We start from the raw sequence: 16258 nt of genomic DNA on the forward strand, positions 1-16258 counted from the left end.
CACGGCACTCCCGGGAGTCCAATGGCGCCAATCGAGCGCCGCCGCTCAACGATCGATGCGGGTCGAGAGAATGATCGACGACATGGTCCGTTCCACCCCGTCGAGGGCGCCGATGCGATCGAGCAAGGCGTCCAGATCACGGATCGATTGCGCCTCGACGATGACGATCATGTCGAAGTTGCCGCTCACCGAATGCAGGGTCTTCACCTCGGCAATCTTCTCCAGCGCCTGCACCACCGCGTGGGACAACTTGGGCAGCGCGGTGACCAGCACATGGGCACGCACCAGCGACTGCGTGTAGCTGTCGGCGACCTTGATCGAGTAGCCGCTGATGATGCCCTGCTGCTCCAGGCGCTCGATGCGGCTCTGCACCGTGGAACGCGACACCCCGAGCTTGCGCGCCAGTTCGGAAACCGACTCGCGCGCGTTGGCGCGCAGCAGGTTGAGCAGGGCCACATCGGCGTTTTTCGTCATTTTGCTTATTCCATCGGCTTAGTTAGCTGAAATCGCTCCGTCATTTTGCAGATTTACGGATTCAATTCAACGACCAGCTCTGTAAACATGTGGCCCATCGCCGGCCCCTCGCGGCCGGCCCATCACGCCCGGTTCCAGTCCCTGCCCCTCCCTGTCCGCCGCCCATCGGCGCGCGGCCGGCGGAGTGCGTGCGGCGCAGCAGAAAGGCTGCGCCTGGGCAATGCTGAAACCGTGGCCGGCGCGCCATCCAGTTGGGAGATTCCAATGCACAACAATCGCCACCCGCACACCCCCGGCAAGAAACCGGTGACCATTTTCGGCCCGGACTTCCCCTTCGCCTTCGACCAGTGGATCGAGCATCCGGCCGGGCTGGGCAGCATTCCCCAGGCCAGCCATGGCGCCGAGGTGGCCATCGTCGGCGCCGGCATCGCCGGGCTGGTGGCGGCCTACGAACTGATGAAGCTGGGCCTCAAGCCGGTGGTCTACGAAGCGGCGAAAATGGGCGGGCGCCTGCGCTCGGAACCCTTCGAGGGGGCCGAGGGCATCATTGCCGAACTGGGTGGCATGCGTTTCCCGGCCTCGAGCACGGCCTTCTATCACTACGTCGACAAGCTGGGCCTGCAGACCAAGCCGTTCCCCAACCCGCTGACCGCCGCCTCCGGCAGCACCGTGGTCGACCTGGAAGGCACCAGCCACTACGCGGAAAAACTCGACGATCTGCCGGAAATCTTCCGCGAAGTGGCCCAGGCCTGGGCCGACGCCCTGGAAGACGGCGCGCGCTTCTCGGAAATCCAGGACGCCATCCGCGAGCGCGACACGGTCAAGCTCAAGGCGCTCTGGGATGAGCTGGTGCCGCTGTGGGACGACCGCACCTTCTATGACTTCGTCGCCAGCTCGAAAGCCTTCTCGCGGCTGAGCTTCCAGCATCGCGAGATCTTCGGCCAGGTCGGCTTCGGCACCGGCGGCTGGGATTCCGACTTCCCCAACTCGATGCTGGAAATCTTCCGCGTGGTGATGACCAACTGCGACGACCACCAACACCTCATCGTCGGTGGCGTCGAGCAGGTGCCGCGGGGCATCTGGAACCACGCGCCGGAGCGCTGCGCGCACTGGCCGGCCGGCACCTCCCTGGCCACGCTGCACAACGGCGCGCCGCGCCCGGGCGTGAAGAAGATCGCCCGCGCCGCCAACGGTCATCTGGCGGTCACCGACTACTGGGGCGACACCCGCGAATACGCGGCGGTCCTGACCACCTGCCAGAGCTGGCTGCTGACCACCCAGATCGAGTGCGAGGAAGCGCTGTTCTCGCAGAAAATGTGGATGGCCCTCGACCGCACCCGCTACATGCAGTCGTCGAAGACCTTCGTCATGGTCGACCGGCCGTTCTGGAAGGACAAGGACCCGCAGACCGGGCGTGACGTCATGAGCATGACCCTCACCGACCGCCTGACCCGTGGCACCTACCTGTTCGACAACGGCGACGACAAGCCGGGAGTGATCTGCCTGTCCTACTCGTGGATGAGCGACGCCATGAAGATGCTCCCGCACCCGGTGGAGAAACGCGTGCAACTGGCGCTGGATGCGCTGAAGAAGGTCTACCCGAAGGTCGACATCGCCAGCCACATCATCGGCAACCCGATCACCGTGTCCTGGGAGGCCGACCCGCACTTCCTCGGCGCCTTCAAGGGCGCCCTGCCCGGCCACTACCGCTACAACCAGCGGATGTACGCGCACTTCATGCAAGATGAAATGCCCGCCGAGCAGCGTGGTATCTTCATCGCCGGCGACGATGTCTCCTGGACCCCGGCCTGGGTGGAAGGCGCCGTGCAGACCTCGCTGAACGCAGTGTGGGGGATCATGAAACACTTCGGCGGCGCCACCCACCCGGAAAACCCCGGCCCCGGCGACTGTTTCGCCGAACTGGGCCCCATCGCCCTGCCCGATTGACCCAGGGAGGAACCATCATGCGCCTGGCCCTCTACCAATGCCCGCCCGGCCCCGATGACCGCGCCGGCAACCTGCGACGCCTGCGGGAGGCCGCGCAACGCGCGGCCTCCCAGGGTGCCGACCTGCTGGTCTGCCCGGAAATGTTCGTCAGTGGTTACAACATAGGCGCGGCGCGGGTCGCCGCCCTCGCCGAAGCCGCTGGTGGCAGCACCGCCGCGGCCATCGCCACGATAGCCCGCGACAACGACCTGGGCATTCTCTACGGCTACCCGGAGAGCAACCCCGACGGCGCCCCCTTCAACAGCGTGCAATTGATCGACCGCCACGGCGAACGCCGCGCCAACTACCGCAAGACGCACCTCTACGGTGACCTCGACCGCAGCCAGTTCAGCCCGTCGGACGAAGCCGCCGCCGTGTTCGAACTGGACGGCTGGAAGATCGGCCTGCTGATCTGCTTCGACGTCGAGTTCCCCGAGGCTGTGCGCAGCCTGGCCCTGGCCGGCGCCGACCTGATCCTGGTGCCGACCGCCAACATGCGCCCCTACGAGTTCGTCGCCGAAGTGCTGGTGCCCTGCCGCGCCTACGAGAACCAGGTATTCCTCGCCTACGCGAATTTCCAGGGTGTCGAAGGCGAGCTGGATTACTGCGGTTTGAGCAGCGTGGTGGCGCCCGACGGCCAGGTACTGGCACGCGCCAGCCAGGCCGAGGAACTGCTGATCGCCGACCTCGATCCCGAACGCCTGGCCATGGCCCGCGCGGGCTTCAGCTACCTGAAGCTGCGCCGGCCGCTGCTGTACAGGTCGTAGACTGGGCGAAGCGCAGCGATTCCCGCCATCTGCAGTCGTGGGTGTACGAACAAACGAAGAACGGCGCCCGCGGGCGCCGTTCTTCGTTCACTGGCGATCAGCCGTTCTGTTTCTTGATGATCGCTTCGGCGATGTTCGCCGGCGCCTCGGCGTACTTGGTGAACTCCATGGAGTAGCTGGCCCGGCCCTGGGACATGGAGCGCACATCGGTGGCGTAGCCGAACATCTCGCCCAGCGGTACCTCGGCGCGGATGACCTTGCCCGCCGGGGTGTCTTCCATGCCCTGGATCAGCCCGCGCCGGCGATTGAGGTCGCCCATCACGTCGCCCATGTAGTCCTCGGGCGTCACCACCTCGACCTTCATCACCGGCTCCAGCAGCACCGCGCCGCCCTTCTGCGAGAGCTGCTTGGTGGCCATGGAGGCGGCGATCTTGAAGGCCATCTCGCTGGAGTCGACATCGTGATAGGAGCCGTCGAACACCGTCGCCTTCAGCCCGATCAGTGGGTAGCCGGCGAGCACGCCGTTCTGCATCTGTTCCTCGATGCCCTTCTGGATCGCCGGAATGAACTCGCGGGGGATCACGCCGCCGACCACCTCGTTCTGGAACTCCAGGCCATCCTTCCCCTCGTCGCCCGGCTCGAAACGGATCCAGCAATGACCGAACTGGCCACGACCGCCGGACTGGCGCACGAACTTGCCTTCGATCTCGCATTTGCGCCGGATCGCCTCGCGGTAAGCCACCTGCGGCTTGCCGATATTCGCCTCGACGTTGAACTCGCGGCGCATGCGGTCGACGATGATGTCCAGGTGCAATTCGCCCATGCCGGAAATGATCGTCTGCCCGGTTTCCTCGTCGGTCTTCACGCGGAATGACGGGTCTTCCTGGGCCAGCTTGCTCAGCGCGATGCCCATCTTCTCCTGGTCGGCCTTGGTCTTCGGCTCCACCGCCACCGAGATCACCGGATCGGGGAAATCCATGCGTTCGAGGATGATCGGCTTGTCGATGGCGCACAGGGTGTCGCCGGTGGTCACGTCCTTCATGCCGATCAGCGCGGCGATGTCGCCGGCGCGGCACTCCTTGATCTCATCGCGCTGGTTGGCGTGCATCTGCACCATGCGGCCGACGCGCTCCTTCTTGCCCTTCACCGAATTGAGCACGGCATCGCCGGAACTCAGCACACCGGAGTACACGCGGGTGAAGGTCAGGGTGCCGACGAAGGGGTCGGTGGCGATCTTGAAGGCCAGCGCGGCGAAGGGTTCGCTGTCGTCGGCATGGCGTTCGTCGTGGCGCTCTTCGTTGTCCGGGTGGGTGCCCTTGATCGCCGGGATTTCCGAAGGCGCCGGCAAATAGTCGACCACCGCGTCGAGCACCAGCGGCACGCCCTTGTTCTTGAACGAGGAGCCGAGCACCGCCGGGACGATCTGGTTGGCCAGGGTGCGCTGGCGCAGCCCGGCCTTGATCTCCTCGATGCTGAGTTCTTCGCCCTCCAGGTACTTGTTCATCAGCTCGTCATTGGCCTCGGCGGCGGCCTCGATCATGTGCGCGCGCCACTCCTCGGCCAGCGCCTGCAATTCGGCGGGAATCGCCTCTTCGCGGTAGCTGGTGCCCTGATCCTCGTCGTTCCAGTAGATGGCCTTCATCTTCACCAGGTCGATCTGACCGATGAAGTTCTCCTCCGCACCGATGGGCAACTGGATCGGCACCGGGTTGTGCCCCAGGCGCTGGCTGATCTGCTTGACCACGCGGAGGAAGTCGGCGCCCTGACGGTCCATCTTGTTCACGTAGGCCAGGCGCGGCACATGGTACTTGTTGGCCTGGCGCCACACGGTTTCCGACTGCGGCTCGACGCCATCGGCGCCGCTGAACACCACCACCGCGCCGTCGAGCACGCGCAGCGAACGCTCGACCTCGATGGTGAAGTCGACGTGCCCGGGGGTATCGATGATGTTGAAGCGGTATTTCGGGTACTGCTTGACGGAGCCTTGCCAGAACGCCGTGGTGGCCGCCGAGGTAATGGTGATGCCGCGCTCCTGCTCCTGCACCATCCAGTCCATAGTGGCAGCCCCGTCATGCACCTCACCCATTTTGTGATTGACGCCGGTGTAATAAAGGATGCGCTCGGTCGTGGTGGTCTTGCCGGCATCCACGTGGGCGACAATGCCGATATTTCGGTACAGCTCGATGGGGGTAGTGCGCGCCATGATGTACTCCGTTTCAACGGGTGACTGCTGGGCCCGGCCGCACAGCCTCGACGAACCAGGAACAGAGGCCAGCGCAGCCAGGAAAATTCAATCGGACAGGCACAAGGTAGCGCGTCCTCGTGGCAATTCCAGTACCGCGCCACGCCAAGCGCTGGCCATCAGCGACAGCGGCCAGGGGAACCAGGCGCCCGCCTCACGCACAATCGAAAGTAATCGTTCTATTTCAATAACTTATGACATCATTGTCATACACAACATTAACAGTTCCTTGCCGAACGGCACGCCGCGCGCTGGCTGGCAGGCTGGCTGCTCCGCGGCATCCAGTATGAAGCAGGCTAGCGGTGCCGCGCATCGGCGAAGCGATGCAGTTAAAGTAAAATATCAAGACAATAAATATGTTTAATATCAAAGACTTAAAAACACTACACAGAAACGACATTAGATAATGGACATCCGCCGCACGGCGGCGCTGGCCTTGCGACACGGGGCGCGTCATGCTGCATGCTTCAACTGACAGGAGATTCACACATGAGCCGGACCGTGACTCTGGACTTCGTTTCCGACGTGGTCTGCCCCTGGTGCGCGATCGGCCTCAACGGCTTGCTGCAAGCCATACGCCGGGTCGACGGCGAGCTGGACGTTGAACTGCACATCAAGCCCTTCGAGTTGAACGCCGACATGCCCGCCGAAGGCGAAGACCTGGTGCAGCACCTGCAGCGCAAGTACGGCAGCAGCGCCGAGGACATCGCCAGCAACCAGCAGCGCATCCGCGATATCGGCGCCGAGGTCGGCTTCCACTTCGACCTGCACAAGCGTGATCGCATCTACAACACCTTCGACGCCCACCGCCTGTTGCACTGGGCCGCCGAACAGGGTCGCGACCTGGCGCTCAAGCAAGCCCTGCTGCGCGCCTACTTCGGCGAGGGACGCAACCCCAGCGACCCCGAGGTGCTACTGGAGCTGACCACCAGTGTCGGTCTCGACCCGGTACGCACGCGGGAGATTCTCGACAGCGACGCCTACGCCAGCGAGGTGATCGAGGAGGAGGAGTTCTACACCAGCCATGGCATCCACGCGGTGCCGGCGGTGATCATCGATGGCCGGCAACTGATTTCCGGCGCGCAATCCACCGATTACTACGAACAGGCATTGCGCCAGATCGCCAGGGCGGAGTGAACGGCAAGAACGCCAGTGCGCTTCCGCCACGGACCGGCGCCTGGCGGCGCGCGCTCAGCAGAGAGGCGCGGAGAAAATCTGCCGACACCGGCATGCACGGGCATGCCGGCGCCAGCGGTGCGGGTTGCATGCCCGCACCGCCGGGACTCAGAGCGCCGACCAGCCGTCGGTCTTGCCGCCCAGGGCTTCGGAGTGCTCGGACAGCAGGGCTTCGTAGCCGCTGATGTTCTCGTGGCTCGGCTCCATCACCGGGTAAGCCAGCACCTGCCAGGGCAGATTCTCGTCACCGTCGTATTCCGAGTAAGCCACCTTCTGCCCGTTCTGCAGCAGCATGATGGCGAAATCCAGGGCCGCCTGCTCGTCCGGGAAGATCACGGCGAACTCCACTTCACGCTCGAACGAAAGATCCTCGCCGTCTTCCTGCAGGGCCCACAGGGCGTCGCCGATCTCGTCGTCCGGGAAAAGTTGCTTGTCGCGGTTCATGTCACTGCTCCAGTCATAGGGAAATGGCACCCATGACGGGCGCCTGGATACAAGGATACCTGTCCTGTCCGGCCGGCGCGGAAAATATCTCCCTGGCAAACGCCAGCCGACCGCCCATCGCCGGCCCTGATCTTCACCATCACGCGGATTCACTTCCCGCCGCGCCGGCCGGCGCCCAGCATGACACCCGCGGGCTGCATGCCCGCGCCAGCGAGGGCGTTGCCATGACCCACTCCGATGCCCGGTACCAGACGGCCTACCGCATCACCTACATCACCCTGGACGACGTGCAACTGCACTTCGAGACCGAGATCGCCATCGCCGATGGCGACGGCGGCCTGACGCTGCAACAGAGCGCCACGCCGCCTGCCGAACGTCGCGCCCTGCGCGAGTTGATCCAGGCACAGGGGCAGGCGCCCTTCTGAGGCGCCTGCCGCCACCTCATGCCGGTAGCTGGGTGCCGATCGGCAAGGTGCGGATACGCTTGCCGCTGGCGCCGAACAGGGCATTGGCCAAGGCCGGCGCCACCGGCGGCACGCCGGGCTCGCCCACGCCGCTCGGGGCGGCGCTGGACGCCGCGATGTGCACCTCCACCGCCGGCATCTCGTTGATCCGCAGCACCTGGAAGTCATGGAAGTTGGACTGCTCGACCACTCCCTCCTTGAGGGTGATGGCGCCGTGCAGCGCCGCCGACAGGCCAAAGCCGATGCCGCCCTCCATCTGCGCGCGAATCACGTCCGGGTTGATGGCCAGGCCACAGTCCACCGCACAGACCACCCGGTCGATCCTGAAGCTCTTGTCGGCCTTGACCGTCACCTCCACCACCTGGGCGACGAAGCTGCCGAAGGACTCGTGCACGGCAATCCCGCGGCCGCGCGTCTCGCCCTCGGCAGCGGCCGCCAGCGGCTGCTTCCAGCCAGACTTGTCGGCCACCAGATCGAGCACCGCGAGATGCCGCGGATGCTGTGCCAGCAGCGCCCGGCGGAATTCGTAGGGGTCCTTGCCGGCCGCCACGGCGGCTTCGTCGATCAAGGTTTCGGTGGAATAGGCGGTGTGCGTGTGCCCCACCGACCGCCACCACTGGGTCGGCACGCCGATCCCCTCGGCCAGGTGCTGCTCCACCCGCAGGTTGGGCACCGCGTAGGGCAGGTCCGCCGCGCCTTCGACCGCCACCGCATCGACGCCGTCCTTGACCATCACCTTCTCGAAGGGCGTGCCGACGATGAAGGATTGACCGACCAGGCGCTGGTGCCAGCCGACCAGGTTGCCGGAAGCGTCCAGCGCCAGGCTGGCGCGGTGCAGGAATGCCGGCCGGTAGTAGCCGCCACGGGTGTCGTCCTCGCGGGTCCAGACCATTTTCAGCGGGCCTTCGACGCCCTGCTCGCGAGCGGCCTTGGCGATCGAGACCGCTTCCAGCACGTAGTCCGAGTGCGGATTGGCGCGTCGCCCGAAGCTGCCACCGGCATACAACTGGGTGATCGCGACTTTTTCCATGGGAATGCCCAGCAGTTGCCCGACCGCCATCTGGTCGCCGGTCTGCCACTGCTCGCCGTTCCAGATTTCGCAGGCGCCGTCGGACAGCCTGACCACGCAATTCAGCGGCTCCATGGAGGCATGCGCCAGGTATGGGAACTGGTACTCGGCCTCGATCAGCTTGGCCGGCTTGTCCAGCGCCTTGTCGATATCGCCTTCCTGGCGGGCGACCACGCCCGGCTTGCCGGCGAGGTCGCGGTATTGCGCGAAGATTTCCGCGCTGCCGAGGCGGAACGCCTTGCTCTCGTCCCACTCGATCTGCAGCGCATCGCGGCCCTGGCGTGCCGCCCAGGTGTTCTTCGCCAGCACCGCGACACCGGCGAAACGCCGCTCGCTGCCGGGGTACTCGACCACCGCCACGACACCCGGCAGCGCCTTGGCCTTGCTCGCATCGACCTTTTTCGGCACCCCGCCGAAGCGCGGCGGATGCGCGACCACCGCCACCAGCATGCCGGGCAGGTGGATGTCCTGGGTGAAGATCGCCGAGCCATCGGTCTTGTCCTGGCTGTCCTTGCGCGGCAGCTTGACCTGGCCGATCAGGTTGAAGTCCTTCGGTTCCTTGAGCTTCACGTCGGCCGGCACGGGCTGCTTCGCCGCCGCCTCGGCCAACTGAGCGAAACCGGCCTTGCGCCCGGAGGCGGCGTGCTGCACCACGCCCTGGCGGACCTCGATCTGCTCGGCCGGCACCTTCCATTGCTGCGCCGCCGCGGCGACCAGCATGGCGCGGGCCGTGGCGCCAGCCTTGCGCATCTGTTCGTAGGAGTTGGCCATGGCGGTACTGCCGCCCGTGCCCTGCAACGTGCCAAAGGCCAGGTTGGCATAACGCTTGGCATCGGCCGGCGCGCCCTCGACGCGGACATGGTTCCAGTCGGCATCCAGTTCTTCGGCCACCAGGGTGGCCAAACCGGTGTAGCTGCCCTGCCCCATTTCCACGTGCTTGGCGATCACGGTCACGCTGCCATCGGTGGCGATACGCACGAAGGCATTGGGCTCGAAGGCTGCGCTGGCGGCCTCCGCCTGAGCGAAACGGCCCAACAGGGGGGCGAAATACACGCCCAGGGCAAGGCCTCCGGCGCCGCGCAGGAAATGCCGGCGACTGACGTTGAAGATGCCCTTGTCGGCCGGTTCCAGGTCGGCCATCGCTGGTTGCTGGTCTGCCATGACGTCGCTCCTCAAGCCAGGCTCTGCGCGGCTTCGTGGATGGCCGCGCGAATCCGCACATAGGTGGCGCAGCGGCATACATTGCCACCCATGGCCGCGTCTATGTCAGCGTCGCTGGGGTTCTTGTTGCCGGCCAGCAAGGCGCTGGCGGACATGATCTGGCCGGACTGGCAGTAGCCGCACTGCACCACATCCAGCTTGCGCCAGGCCTCCTGCACGGCCTTGCCGGCGGGCTGCTCGGCGACCGCCTCGATGGTGGTCACCTGCTTGCCGGCGACCGCCGCCAGCGGCGTCACGCAGGCGCGCGTGGGCTGACCGTCGACATGCACGGTGCAGGCGCCGCACAGGGCCATGCCGCAGCCGTATTTGGTGCCGGTGAGCTGGGCGACATCACGCAAGGCCCAGAGCAGGGGCATCTCTCCGGGCGCATCGAATTCGTGGTCCTTGCCATTGAGTTTCAGCTTGATCATCGGGAGGTTCACCTCTTCCGCGGGTGATGGGTATGGCCGGGGCCCAGGCCGCTCCGCCATGCTTGGATTGAGCCTAGGCGCATCCCCAGGCGAGTGCTGCGACGATACGGGAAATTGGCGCCGAGTGGCTTGCCCAGTCCTGCACAGACTTGCCTGTCTCTGCCGCCGCTCGGCCAGTATAGAAAGCCCGGCCGCGGCGCCCTGGCGGCGGCGGGCTTTTCAGAAAGTGTCTCAAGGCGCGCGGACAAAAAAAGAGCCACTGCGAAGCGTGGCTCTGTGGCGTGGGCGGGGCGGTCAATCGGCGACTTTCATCACCACCCGGCCGCCGCCCGGACAGCCTTCCATGTAGCGGTTGGCCGCGACGAAGTCGGTGAAGTCGAAGACCTTGTCGATATTCGGTTTGAGCAGATGGTCAGCGGTCATCTGGTTGATCGCCTGCAGCGCGCGCTGTACCGCCTCGTCGTTGCGGGCCAGGCCGATTTCCGGCTGGCCGGTGAAGTCCAGCACGCAATGGCGGTAGAACTGCAGGTGCTTCTTGAACGCCGCGCAAGCCGGGAAGGCCGCGTCGTTGCCGCCATTGACGCCGTAGATGATCAACTTGCCGCGCGGCGCGGCGACATCGCCGAGCAGTTTCATCTGCGGACCGGCGCACTGGTCGAGCACCACTTCCACGCCCTTGCCCTGGGTGAAGCGTTCGACTTCCAGCACCAAGTCCTGCTCTTCGGTGTAGATGATCTTGTCGGCCCCCAGTTCACGCAGGAACTCACGGGTTTCCTCGTGGCTGGTGGTGGCGATCACCCGAACGCCGAGCGCCTTGGCCAGTTGCACCGACTGCGGCGCCAGGCAGTGCCCGGCTTCGGTGATCAGCACGGTCTGGCCGGGCTGCACCTTGGCCAGCTCGACCAGGGCGAAGTAGGCATACAGCAGGCCGGAGTAATGCACGGCGGCTTCCAGCGGCTGCAGCACATCCGGGTAGCGCGTCAGCGAGGTGCGCGGCATCAGCACCACGTCGCCCCAGGCCGGATAGAGATTCGGCGAATCGGCCGGGAAGCTGGCCACGGCCATGCCGGGCGCCAGATCGGTGACACGCTCGCCCACGGCCTCGACCACGCCCGCCAGTTCGTAACCGATGCCCGCCGGCAGCCTGGGCTGATCGGGAGCGAGGTTCTGCCGCCAGAGCACGTCGCGCCAGAGCACGCCCAACGCCTGGGTGCGGATCAGCACTTCGTCGGGACCGGGCTTCGGAGTCGGTACTTCTTCGAGCTTGAGTACCGAGGCATCACCGAACTGGTGGAAACGGATCATGCGGGACATCACATACCTCGCCTTGTGATTCTTTATAGCCCCGGACTCTATCCGGGCTTTCTTATGCTTGCTAGCCACGACCATTGATAGTCGACATAAATGCCGATGATTCCGCGTCCCTACGGATTCGTGGGCCCGAGCGCCTGCACATGCGCCGGTTCGAGGCACGCAGAATAACGGCTGGCGAGCGCCTTGCTAAGTGAAAATGCGGAAAATGATCAAGGACTTATCCTTCAGACCTTGACGTCAGACGCCGCGCGCTTCACTTTTCCCCCATCGCCAGGGAGCCCCCATGAACCGCAACGACCTCCGCAAGGTTGACCTGAACCTGTTGATCGTCTTCGAGACGCTGATGCACGAACGCAGCGTCACCCGCGCCGCGGAGAAACTGTTCCTTGGCCAACCGGCGATCAGCGCGGCCCTGGCGCGCTTGCGCAACCTCTTCGACGACCCGCTGTTCGTCCGCACCGGGCGCAGCATGGAGCCCACCGCGCGGGCCCAGGAGATCTTCGGCCACCTGTCGCCGGCGCTGGACTCGATCTCCACCGCCCTCAGCCGCGCCGCCGATTTCGATCCGGCGACCAGCAAGGCGGTGTTCCGCATCGGCCTCTCCGACGACGTCGAGTTCGGCCTGCTGCCGCCACTGCTGCGCCGCCTGCGCTCGGAAGCGCCGGGCATCGTCCTGGTGGTACGCCGCGCCAACTACCTGCTGATGCCCAACCTGCTGGCCTCCGGGGAGATTTCCGTGGGCGTCAGCTACACCGACGAGCTGCCGGCCAACGCCAAGCGCAAGACCCTGCGCCGGAGCATCTGGAAGGTTCTGCGCGCCGACTCCATCCCCGGCGCCCTGACCCTGGACGACTACTGCGAGCGCCCGCACGCGCTGGTCTCCTACTCCGGCGACCTCGACGGCTTCGTCGATGGGCAGCTCGCCTCCATGGACCGCAAGCGCCATGTGGTGCTCGCCGTGCCGCAGTTCAACGGCCTGGCGGCACTGCTCGCCGGCACCGACATCATCGCCACCGTCCCGGAATACGTGGCCCTGGCCTTGACCGCGGCGGGCGGCCTGCGCGCCGATGACCCGCCCTTCCCGACCCATCCGGCCGAGCTGTCCATGGTCTGGCGCGGTGCTCAGGACAATGATCCGGCCGAGCGCTGGCTGCGCTCGCGCATCAGCATGTTCGTCGGCGACCCGGACAGCCTGGTCTGAGCCCTCCCTGCCCGTCCGCCGCCCGGTGGGCCGCGCCTGGAACAGCAACGGATCGCCCCGGACCAGGCCCGCGGGCGGATTAGATTGCCCATTCTAGGTTCTCGGCGAACACTGGCTGCGCTCGCTGAGGCCGCGTTGATCGCGTTCGCGGACTGCGTATTGGGCGCTCGTCAGGGGCGCTCGCTCGATCGTTTGCACCTTGCCTGAGCGCCGTGCTCGGCGACGTTACCTACAGAACCAGGGCTCCTCGGGAGCTGCTTCGCAGCGAAGTTCTCCAGACCACAACAAGCCAGGAGCGCCGCACAGCCACACCTGCCTGTTCAGCCGGTCGGGAACCGATCCCGACGGGAGGTTCCATGCGATTACGATGCTTTTTCCTGGGCTGCCAGTGGAGCGAGGGAAAGCTCATGCGGATAGGCGGCATCCCCATGCTCTTTCAGCGCTGCCGCTACTGCGGGACACAACGCTATGTGCAAGCGGAAGCGGCGGAAGCGGAGGTCGCCGACGCCGCTCCGTGAGGCGGGAACAGGGGCGCCGCGCGGCGGCGCCCCCTGGTTTCAGCGGATGAACGCCTGGCTGGTGGTGATCGCCATGTCGCCGCCGGGCAGCTTGATCTTGCCCAGGGGCTTGAGGCTGTCGGCATCGAAGATGGCCACATCGTTCAGCGTGCCGCTCAGGTAGACCTTGTTGCCGGCCTTGTTGAGGTTGACGCAGTAGTAGGAGTGGTCGAGGTTGGCCGCGCCCAGCAGCTTCTGCTCCTTGACGTCGTACTTGGCCAGGCGGTTGAGCACGCCGAAGATCTGGTTCGGGTCCTTCGGCGAACGCATGGCGCTGAAGTAAATCTCGGTCAGCGGACCGAAGTCGGTGGTCTCGCTCTTGCCGTTGGCCAGGTTCACGCTGAAGTAGCCGTACAGGGCGTCCGCGGTGTTCGGGTCCTGCTTCTCGTCCTTGAACTTGGCGGTGGTGTAGAGCAGCAGGAAGTCGCGGTTGTAGGTCTGCTGGTCCCACACGTAGAGCACGTCCGGCTGCGCGTAGAGCGGGCGCTTCCAGTTGCGGCTGGGCACGATCACCTCGAACTTGCCGACCTTGGGATCGACCTTGTAGATGTCCGAGCCGGCCACGTACAGGCTGCCGTCGTCGCCGCTCTGCATGATGGTCAGCTGGCGCGGCGCCGGGTAGCTGCGCACCGGCTTGGCGTCCATGCCCGCGTCGGCGGCATAGACCTGCAGGCGCGGCTGCTGCACTTCATAGTGCTCGCTGTACTTCATGGTCGGGTTGGCCACGGCGTAGATCTCCTTGCCGTCGTGGCTGACGGTCATGGAGAACATGGCGCGCGCGTTCTCGCCCGGCTTCTGCGCCATGCTGGCGTGGAACACCGTCTTGCAGCTGTCCAGCTCGACGCCGTAGATGTCGGCGTAGTGGTTGGTCAGCACATAGACCACCTTGCGGTCCGGCGACAACTGGGTGGTGCCCGGACCATAGCCGCCCGGCAGGGTGCAGGTCTTGTACAGGCTGTCGCTCTGCATGTCGATGACATGCACGTTGTTCGGGTAATTGGTGGTGATCAGGTACTCGTGGCCGGCCTCGAGCGCCTTGCCCTCGTCGGCGAAGGCGCTCAGCGCGCAGGCGGCGGCCAGGCCGCTCAGGACGGCGGCGAATGCGGTTCTGGACATGCTGGTTTTCCTCTTGTTCTTCTGCCCGCTCATTTGTCGTCCGGGAACACGGTTCCCAGGTTCCGCCAGTTTTCCGCCGAGGCCTGGGCGTCTTTGTTCCAATCCGGGAAGGTGCTCATCATGTCCGGCACCTGCGCCGGCCACCAGCAGGGATCGGAGCAGCCGTAGAGGTCGGCCTCCATCGGCTGGCAGAGCGAGGAAACGCCACCGAAGGCATCGATTTCCCAGCCCGGGTCGAAGGTCGAGACGCAGCCGGCGACCGAGTTCATCGCCACCACGTCCTCGACACGGTCCTCGGCGGCGGCCTGGTCGAGCTTCTGTGCTTTGTTGTTGATCGGCTTCAGATGTTTCATGTCAGTGCGCCTTCCGCGGAGTGATATGGCGGTCGATGAATCCCGGGTTCGCGGCCATGATCCGGCTATAGACCTCGATACCGAAGTCGACCCAGTCCCTCATCAGTTCGCAGTAGTGGTAAGTGGGGTGCGCCGGATCGCCGTAGCGCGCATAGCTCTCGTGATAGCAGCCACCGGAGCAGAGGTTGCGAATGCGGCAGCTGGCGCAGCCGGTGTTGGCGCGATCCAGGCGTTGCGAGAGGAAGTCGTTGAGCTCGGCCTGCTTCACGCCTTCATGCACGTTGCCGAAGGTCGGCAGCGAGGAGCCGGTGAAGCGGTGGCAGAGGTTCAGTTCGCCCTTGTGGTCCACCGCCAGCATCTTCAATCCGGCGCCGCACGGCAGGGCCTTCTTCTGCCCTTCGTGGATGTCGGTGATCAGTTGGTGCAGGTTGGAGAAACCGATGTTGCGACCTTCCAGTGCCGCCTCCAGGTAACGCCGGCCGAGCGCCTTCATGTTGCCGAAGACCTCCAGCAGCTCATCGCCGGTGAGGTTGAAATCGGCCAGGTCGCCGGAGGTCACCGGCGCGAAGCCGACTTCGGCGAAGCCCAGCTCGTTGAACAGGTGGTTCCAGATGGTCTCGACATCGGTGATGCCACGGGTCAGGGTGACCCGCGCGCCCACCGGGCGGCTGTGGTAGCGCGACAGCAGCATGTCGACCTTGCGCCGCACCACGTCGTAGGTGCCCTGCCCGCCCACGGTGATACGGTTGCGGTCATGCACGGTCTTCGGCCCGTCGATGCTCACCGACAGTCCGAAACGGTGGGCGTTGAGGTAGTCGACGATGTCCTCGGTGAGCAGCGTGGCGTTGGTGGTCATGACGAAATCCACCTGCTTGCCCAGCTCGCCGAAGCGGCGCTCGCAGTAATCGACCATGTGCTCGATCAGCGGGCGGTTGGACAGCGGCTCGCCACCGAAGAACACCACGGTGTAGCGCTGCTCCTCGGGCGACTCCTTGAGCAGCATTTCCACCGAGGCCTCGGCGGTCTCCGCGCCCATCTTCTTGCCGGCGGAAGGCTTGTCGAGGTCTTCCTTGTAGCAATAGGTGCAGCTCAGGTTGCACCCGGTGTTGACGTTCAGCACCACGGTGTTCAGTGCCGTGCGTTCGACCCGCTGGATACCGATTTCCGGCGTCAGCGGCGAGCCGTCGCTGACCAGTTCCAGCGCGATCAGCTCGCGCAGGGTCTCGTCGACTTCGTTGGCGGCGAAGCGCCCGGCCAGGCGCTGCGCCAGTTCGTCCGGCGAGCAGGCACTGCCGCGCAGGGCATCGATGATGCCGCCGGTCAGCTCATCGCTGGCGAACAGCGACGAACTGGGGATGTGGAACAACAGTCGTTCGGCGTCGACCCGCACTTCGTGCAGGTTACGCTCGACCAGATTCAAGATGGCGCCCATGGCGACCTCCCGGAACTTGCTTGGTAAACCCG

At 65.4% G+C, this 16258-nt stretch carries 15 protein-coding genes; 6 read left to right on the forward strand and 9 right to left on the reverse strand.

Annotated elements, in window-relative coordinates; translation table 11 throughout:
- Window positions 1-45: 45 nt before the first annotated feature.
- On the reverse strand, window positions 46-474 hold the full coding sequence (locus BLQ74_RS21625; RefSeq protein WP_090266244.1) for an Lrp/AsnC family transcriptional regulator: 429 nt from the start codon (window positions 472-474) through the stop codon (window positions 46-48).
- A gap of 264 nt (window positions 475-738) precedes the next feature.
- Here BLQ74_RS21625 and BLQ74_RS21630 point away from each other — a divergent pair, with 264 nt between their 5' ends.
- Together BLQ74_RS21630 and BLQ74_RS21635 are read left to right on the forward strand one after the other, a co-directional pair.
- A complete protein-coding gene (locus BLQ74_RS21630; RefSeq protein ID WP_090266246.1) occupies window positions 739-2421 on the forward strand; it encodes a flavin monoamine oxidase family protein in 1683 nt (560 codons plus the stop codon).
- Window positions 2422-2438: 17 nt separating this feature from the next.
- A complete protein-coding gene (locus tag BLQ74_RS21635; protein WP_090266249.1) occupies window positions 2439-3227 on the forward strand; it encodes a carbon-nitrogen hydrolase family protein in 789 nt (262 codons plus the stop codon).
- A 97-nt stretch (window positions 3228-3324) separates the two neighbouring features.
- Here the strand turns inward: BLQ74_RS21635 and fusA are convergent, their stop codons facing one another.
- Complete coding sequence (gene fusA / locus BLQ74_RS21640) at window positions 3325-5430, reverse strand: elongation factor G (protein WP_090266252.1); 2106 nt, start codon at window positions 5428-5430, stop codon at window positions 3325-3327.
- A 528-nt stretch (window positions 5431-5958) separates the two neighbouring features.
- On the opposite strand from fusA, the gene BLQ74_RS21645 reads away from it, so the two are divergent.
- Window positions 5959-6606, forward strand: coding sequence for a DsbA family oxidoreductase (locus BLQ74_RS21645; RefSeq protein WP_090266254.1), 648 nt, complete (start codon window positions 5959-5961; stop codon window positions 6604-6606).
- Between the two features lie 147 nt (window positions 6607-6753).
- Here the strand turns inward: BLQ74_RS21645 and BLQ74_RS21650 are convergent, their stop codons facing one another.
- Window positions 6754-7089 carry a ribonuclease E inhibitor RraB gene (locus BLQ74_RS21650; protein ID WP_090266256.1) on the reverse strand — a complete coding sequence of 112 codons (336 nt, stop codon included), beginning with the start codon at window positions 7087-7089 and terminating at the stop codon, window positions 6754-6756.
- Between the two features lie 224 nt (window positions 7090-7313).
- Between BLQ74_RS21650 and ptrC the strand changes: the two genes are divergently transcribed.
- Window positions 7314-7514 (forward strand): type III secretion system co-regulatory protein PtrC, encoded by a 201-nt coding sequence (ptrC, locus tag BLQ74_RS21655; RefSeq protein WP_090266437.1) that lies wholly within the window; start codon window positions 7314-7316, stop codon window positions 7512-7514.
- Window positions 7515-7530: 16 nt separating this feature from the next.
- Here ptrC and BLQ74_RS21660 read toward each other — a convergent pair whose 3' ends face one another.
- The 3 genes from BLQ74_RS21660 to BLQ74_RS21670 form a co-directional block, all read right to left on the reverse strand.
- Entirely contained in the window at window positions 7531-9762 is a 2232-nt protein-coding gene (locus BLQ74_RS21660; protein WP_090266440.1) for a xanthine dehydrogenase family protein molybdopterin-binding subunit, read from the reverse strand.
- Window positions 9763-9794: 32 nt separating this feature from the next.
- Entirely contained in the window at window positions 9795-10253 is a 459-nt protein-coding gene (locus BLQ74_RS21665) for a (2Fe-2S)-binding protein (protein ID WP_090266258.1), read from the reverse strand.
- Window positions 10254-10547: 294 nt separating this feature from the next.
- A complete protein-coding gene (locus BLQ74_RS21670; protein WP_090266260.1) occupies window positions 10548-11567 on the reverse strand; it encodes a zinc-dependent alcohol dehydrogenase family protein in 1020 nt (339 codons plus the stop codon).
- 283 nt (window positions 11568-11850) lie between these two features.
- Between BLQ74_RS21670 and BLQ74_RS21675 the strand changes: the two genes are divergently transcribed.
- Window positions 11851-12768: a LysR family transcriptional regulator gene (locus BLQ74_RS21675; protein WP_090266263.1), complete on the forward strand. Its 918-nt coding sequence runs from the start codon at window positions 11851-11853 to the stop codon at window positions 12766-12768.
- 356 nt (window positions 12769-13124) lie between these two features.
- Entirely contained in the window at window positions 13125-13286 is a 162-nt protein-coding gene (locus BLQ74_RS27975) for a PSPA7_2676 family Cys-rich small protein (RefSeq protein WP_280139887.1), read from the forward strand.
- Between the two features lie 39 nt (window positions 13287-13325).
- On the opposite strand, the gene peaD is transcribed toward BLQ74_RS27975, so the two are convergent.
- Genes peaD through peaB form a run of 3 tightly spaced genes read right to left on the reverse strand, consistent with a single transcriptional unit; the run spans window position 13326 to window position 16226 of the window.
- Window positions 13326-14441 carry a quinohemoprotein amine dehydrogenase subunit beta gene (gene peaD / locus BLQ74_RS21680; RefSeq protein WP_090266266.1) on the reverse strand — a complete coding sequence of 372 codons (1116 nt, stop codon included), beginning with the start codon at window positions 14439-14441 and terminating at the stop codon, window positions 13326-13328.
- Window positions 14442-14470: 29 nt separating this feature from the next.
- On the reverse strand, window positions 14471-14794 hold the full coding sequence (qhpC, locus tag BLQ74_RS21685; protein ID WP_090266269.1) for a quinohemoprotein amine dehydrogenase subunit gamma: 324 nt from the start codon (window positions 14792-14794) through the stop codon (window positions 14471-14473).
- A gap of 1 nt (window position 14795) precedes the next feature.
- A complete protein-coding gene (gene peaB / locus BLQ74_RS21690) occupies window positions 14796-16226 on the reverse strand; it encodes a quinohemoprotein amine dehydrogenase maturation protein (RefSeq protein ID WP_090266271.1) in 1431 nt (476 codons plus the stop codon).
- Between the last annotated feature and the right edge of the window lie 32 nt (window positions 16227-16258).

It is taken from the genome of Pseudomonas panipatensis (assembly GCF_900099785.1).
Taxonomy (GTDB): domain Bacteria; phylum Pseudomonadota; class Gammaproteobacteria; order Pseudomonadales; family Pseudomonadaceae; genus Pseudomonas; species Pseudomonas panipatensis.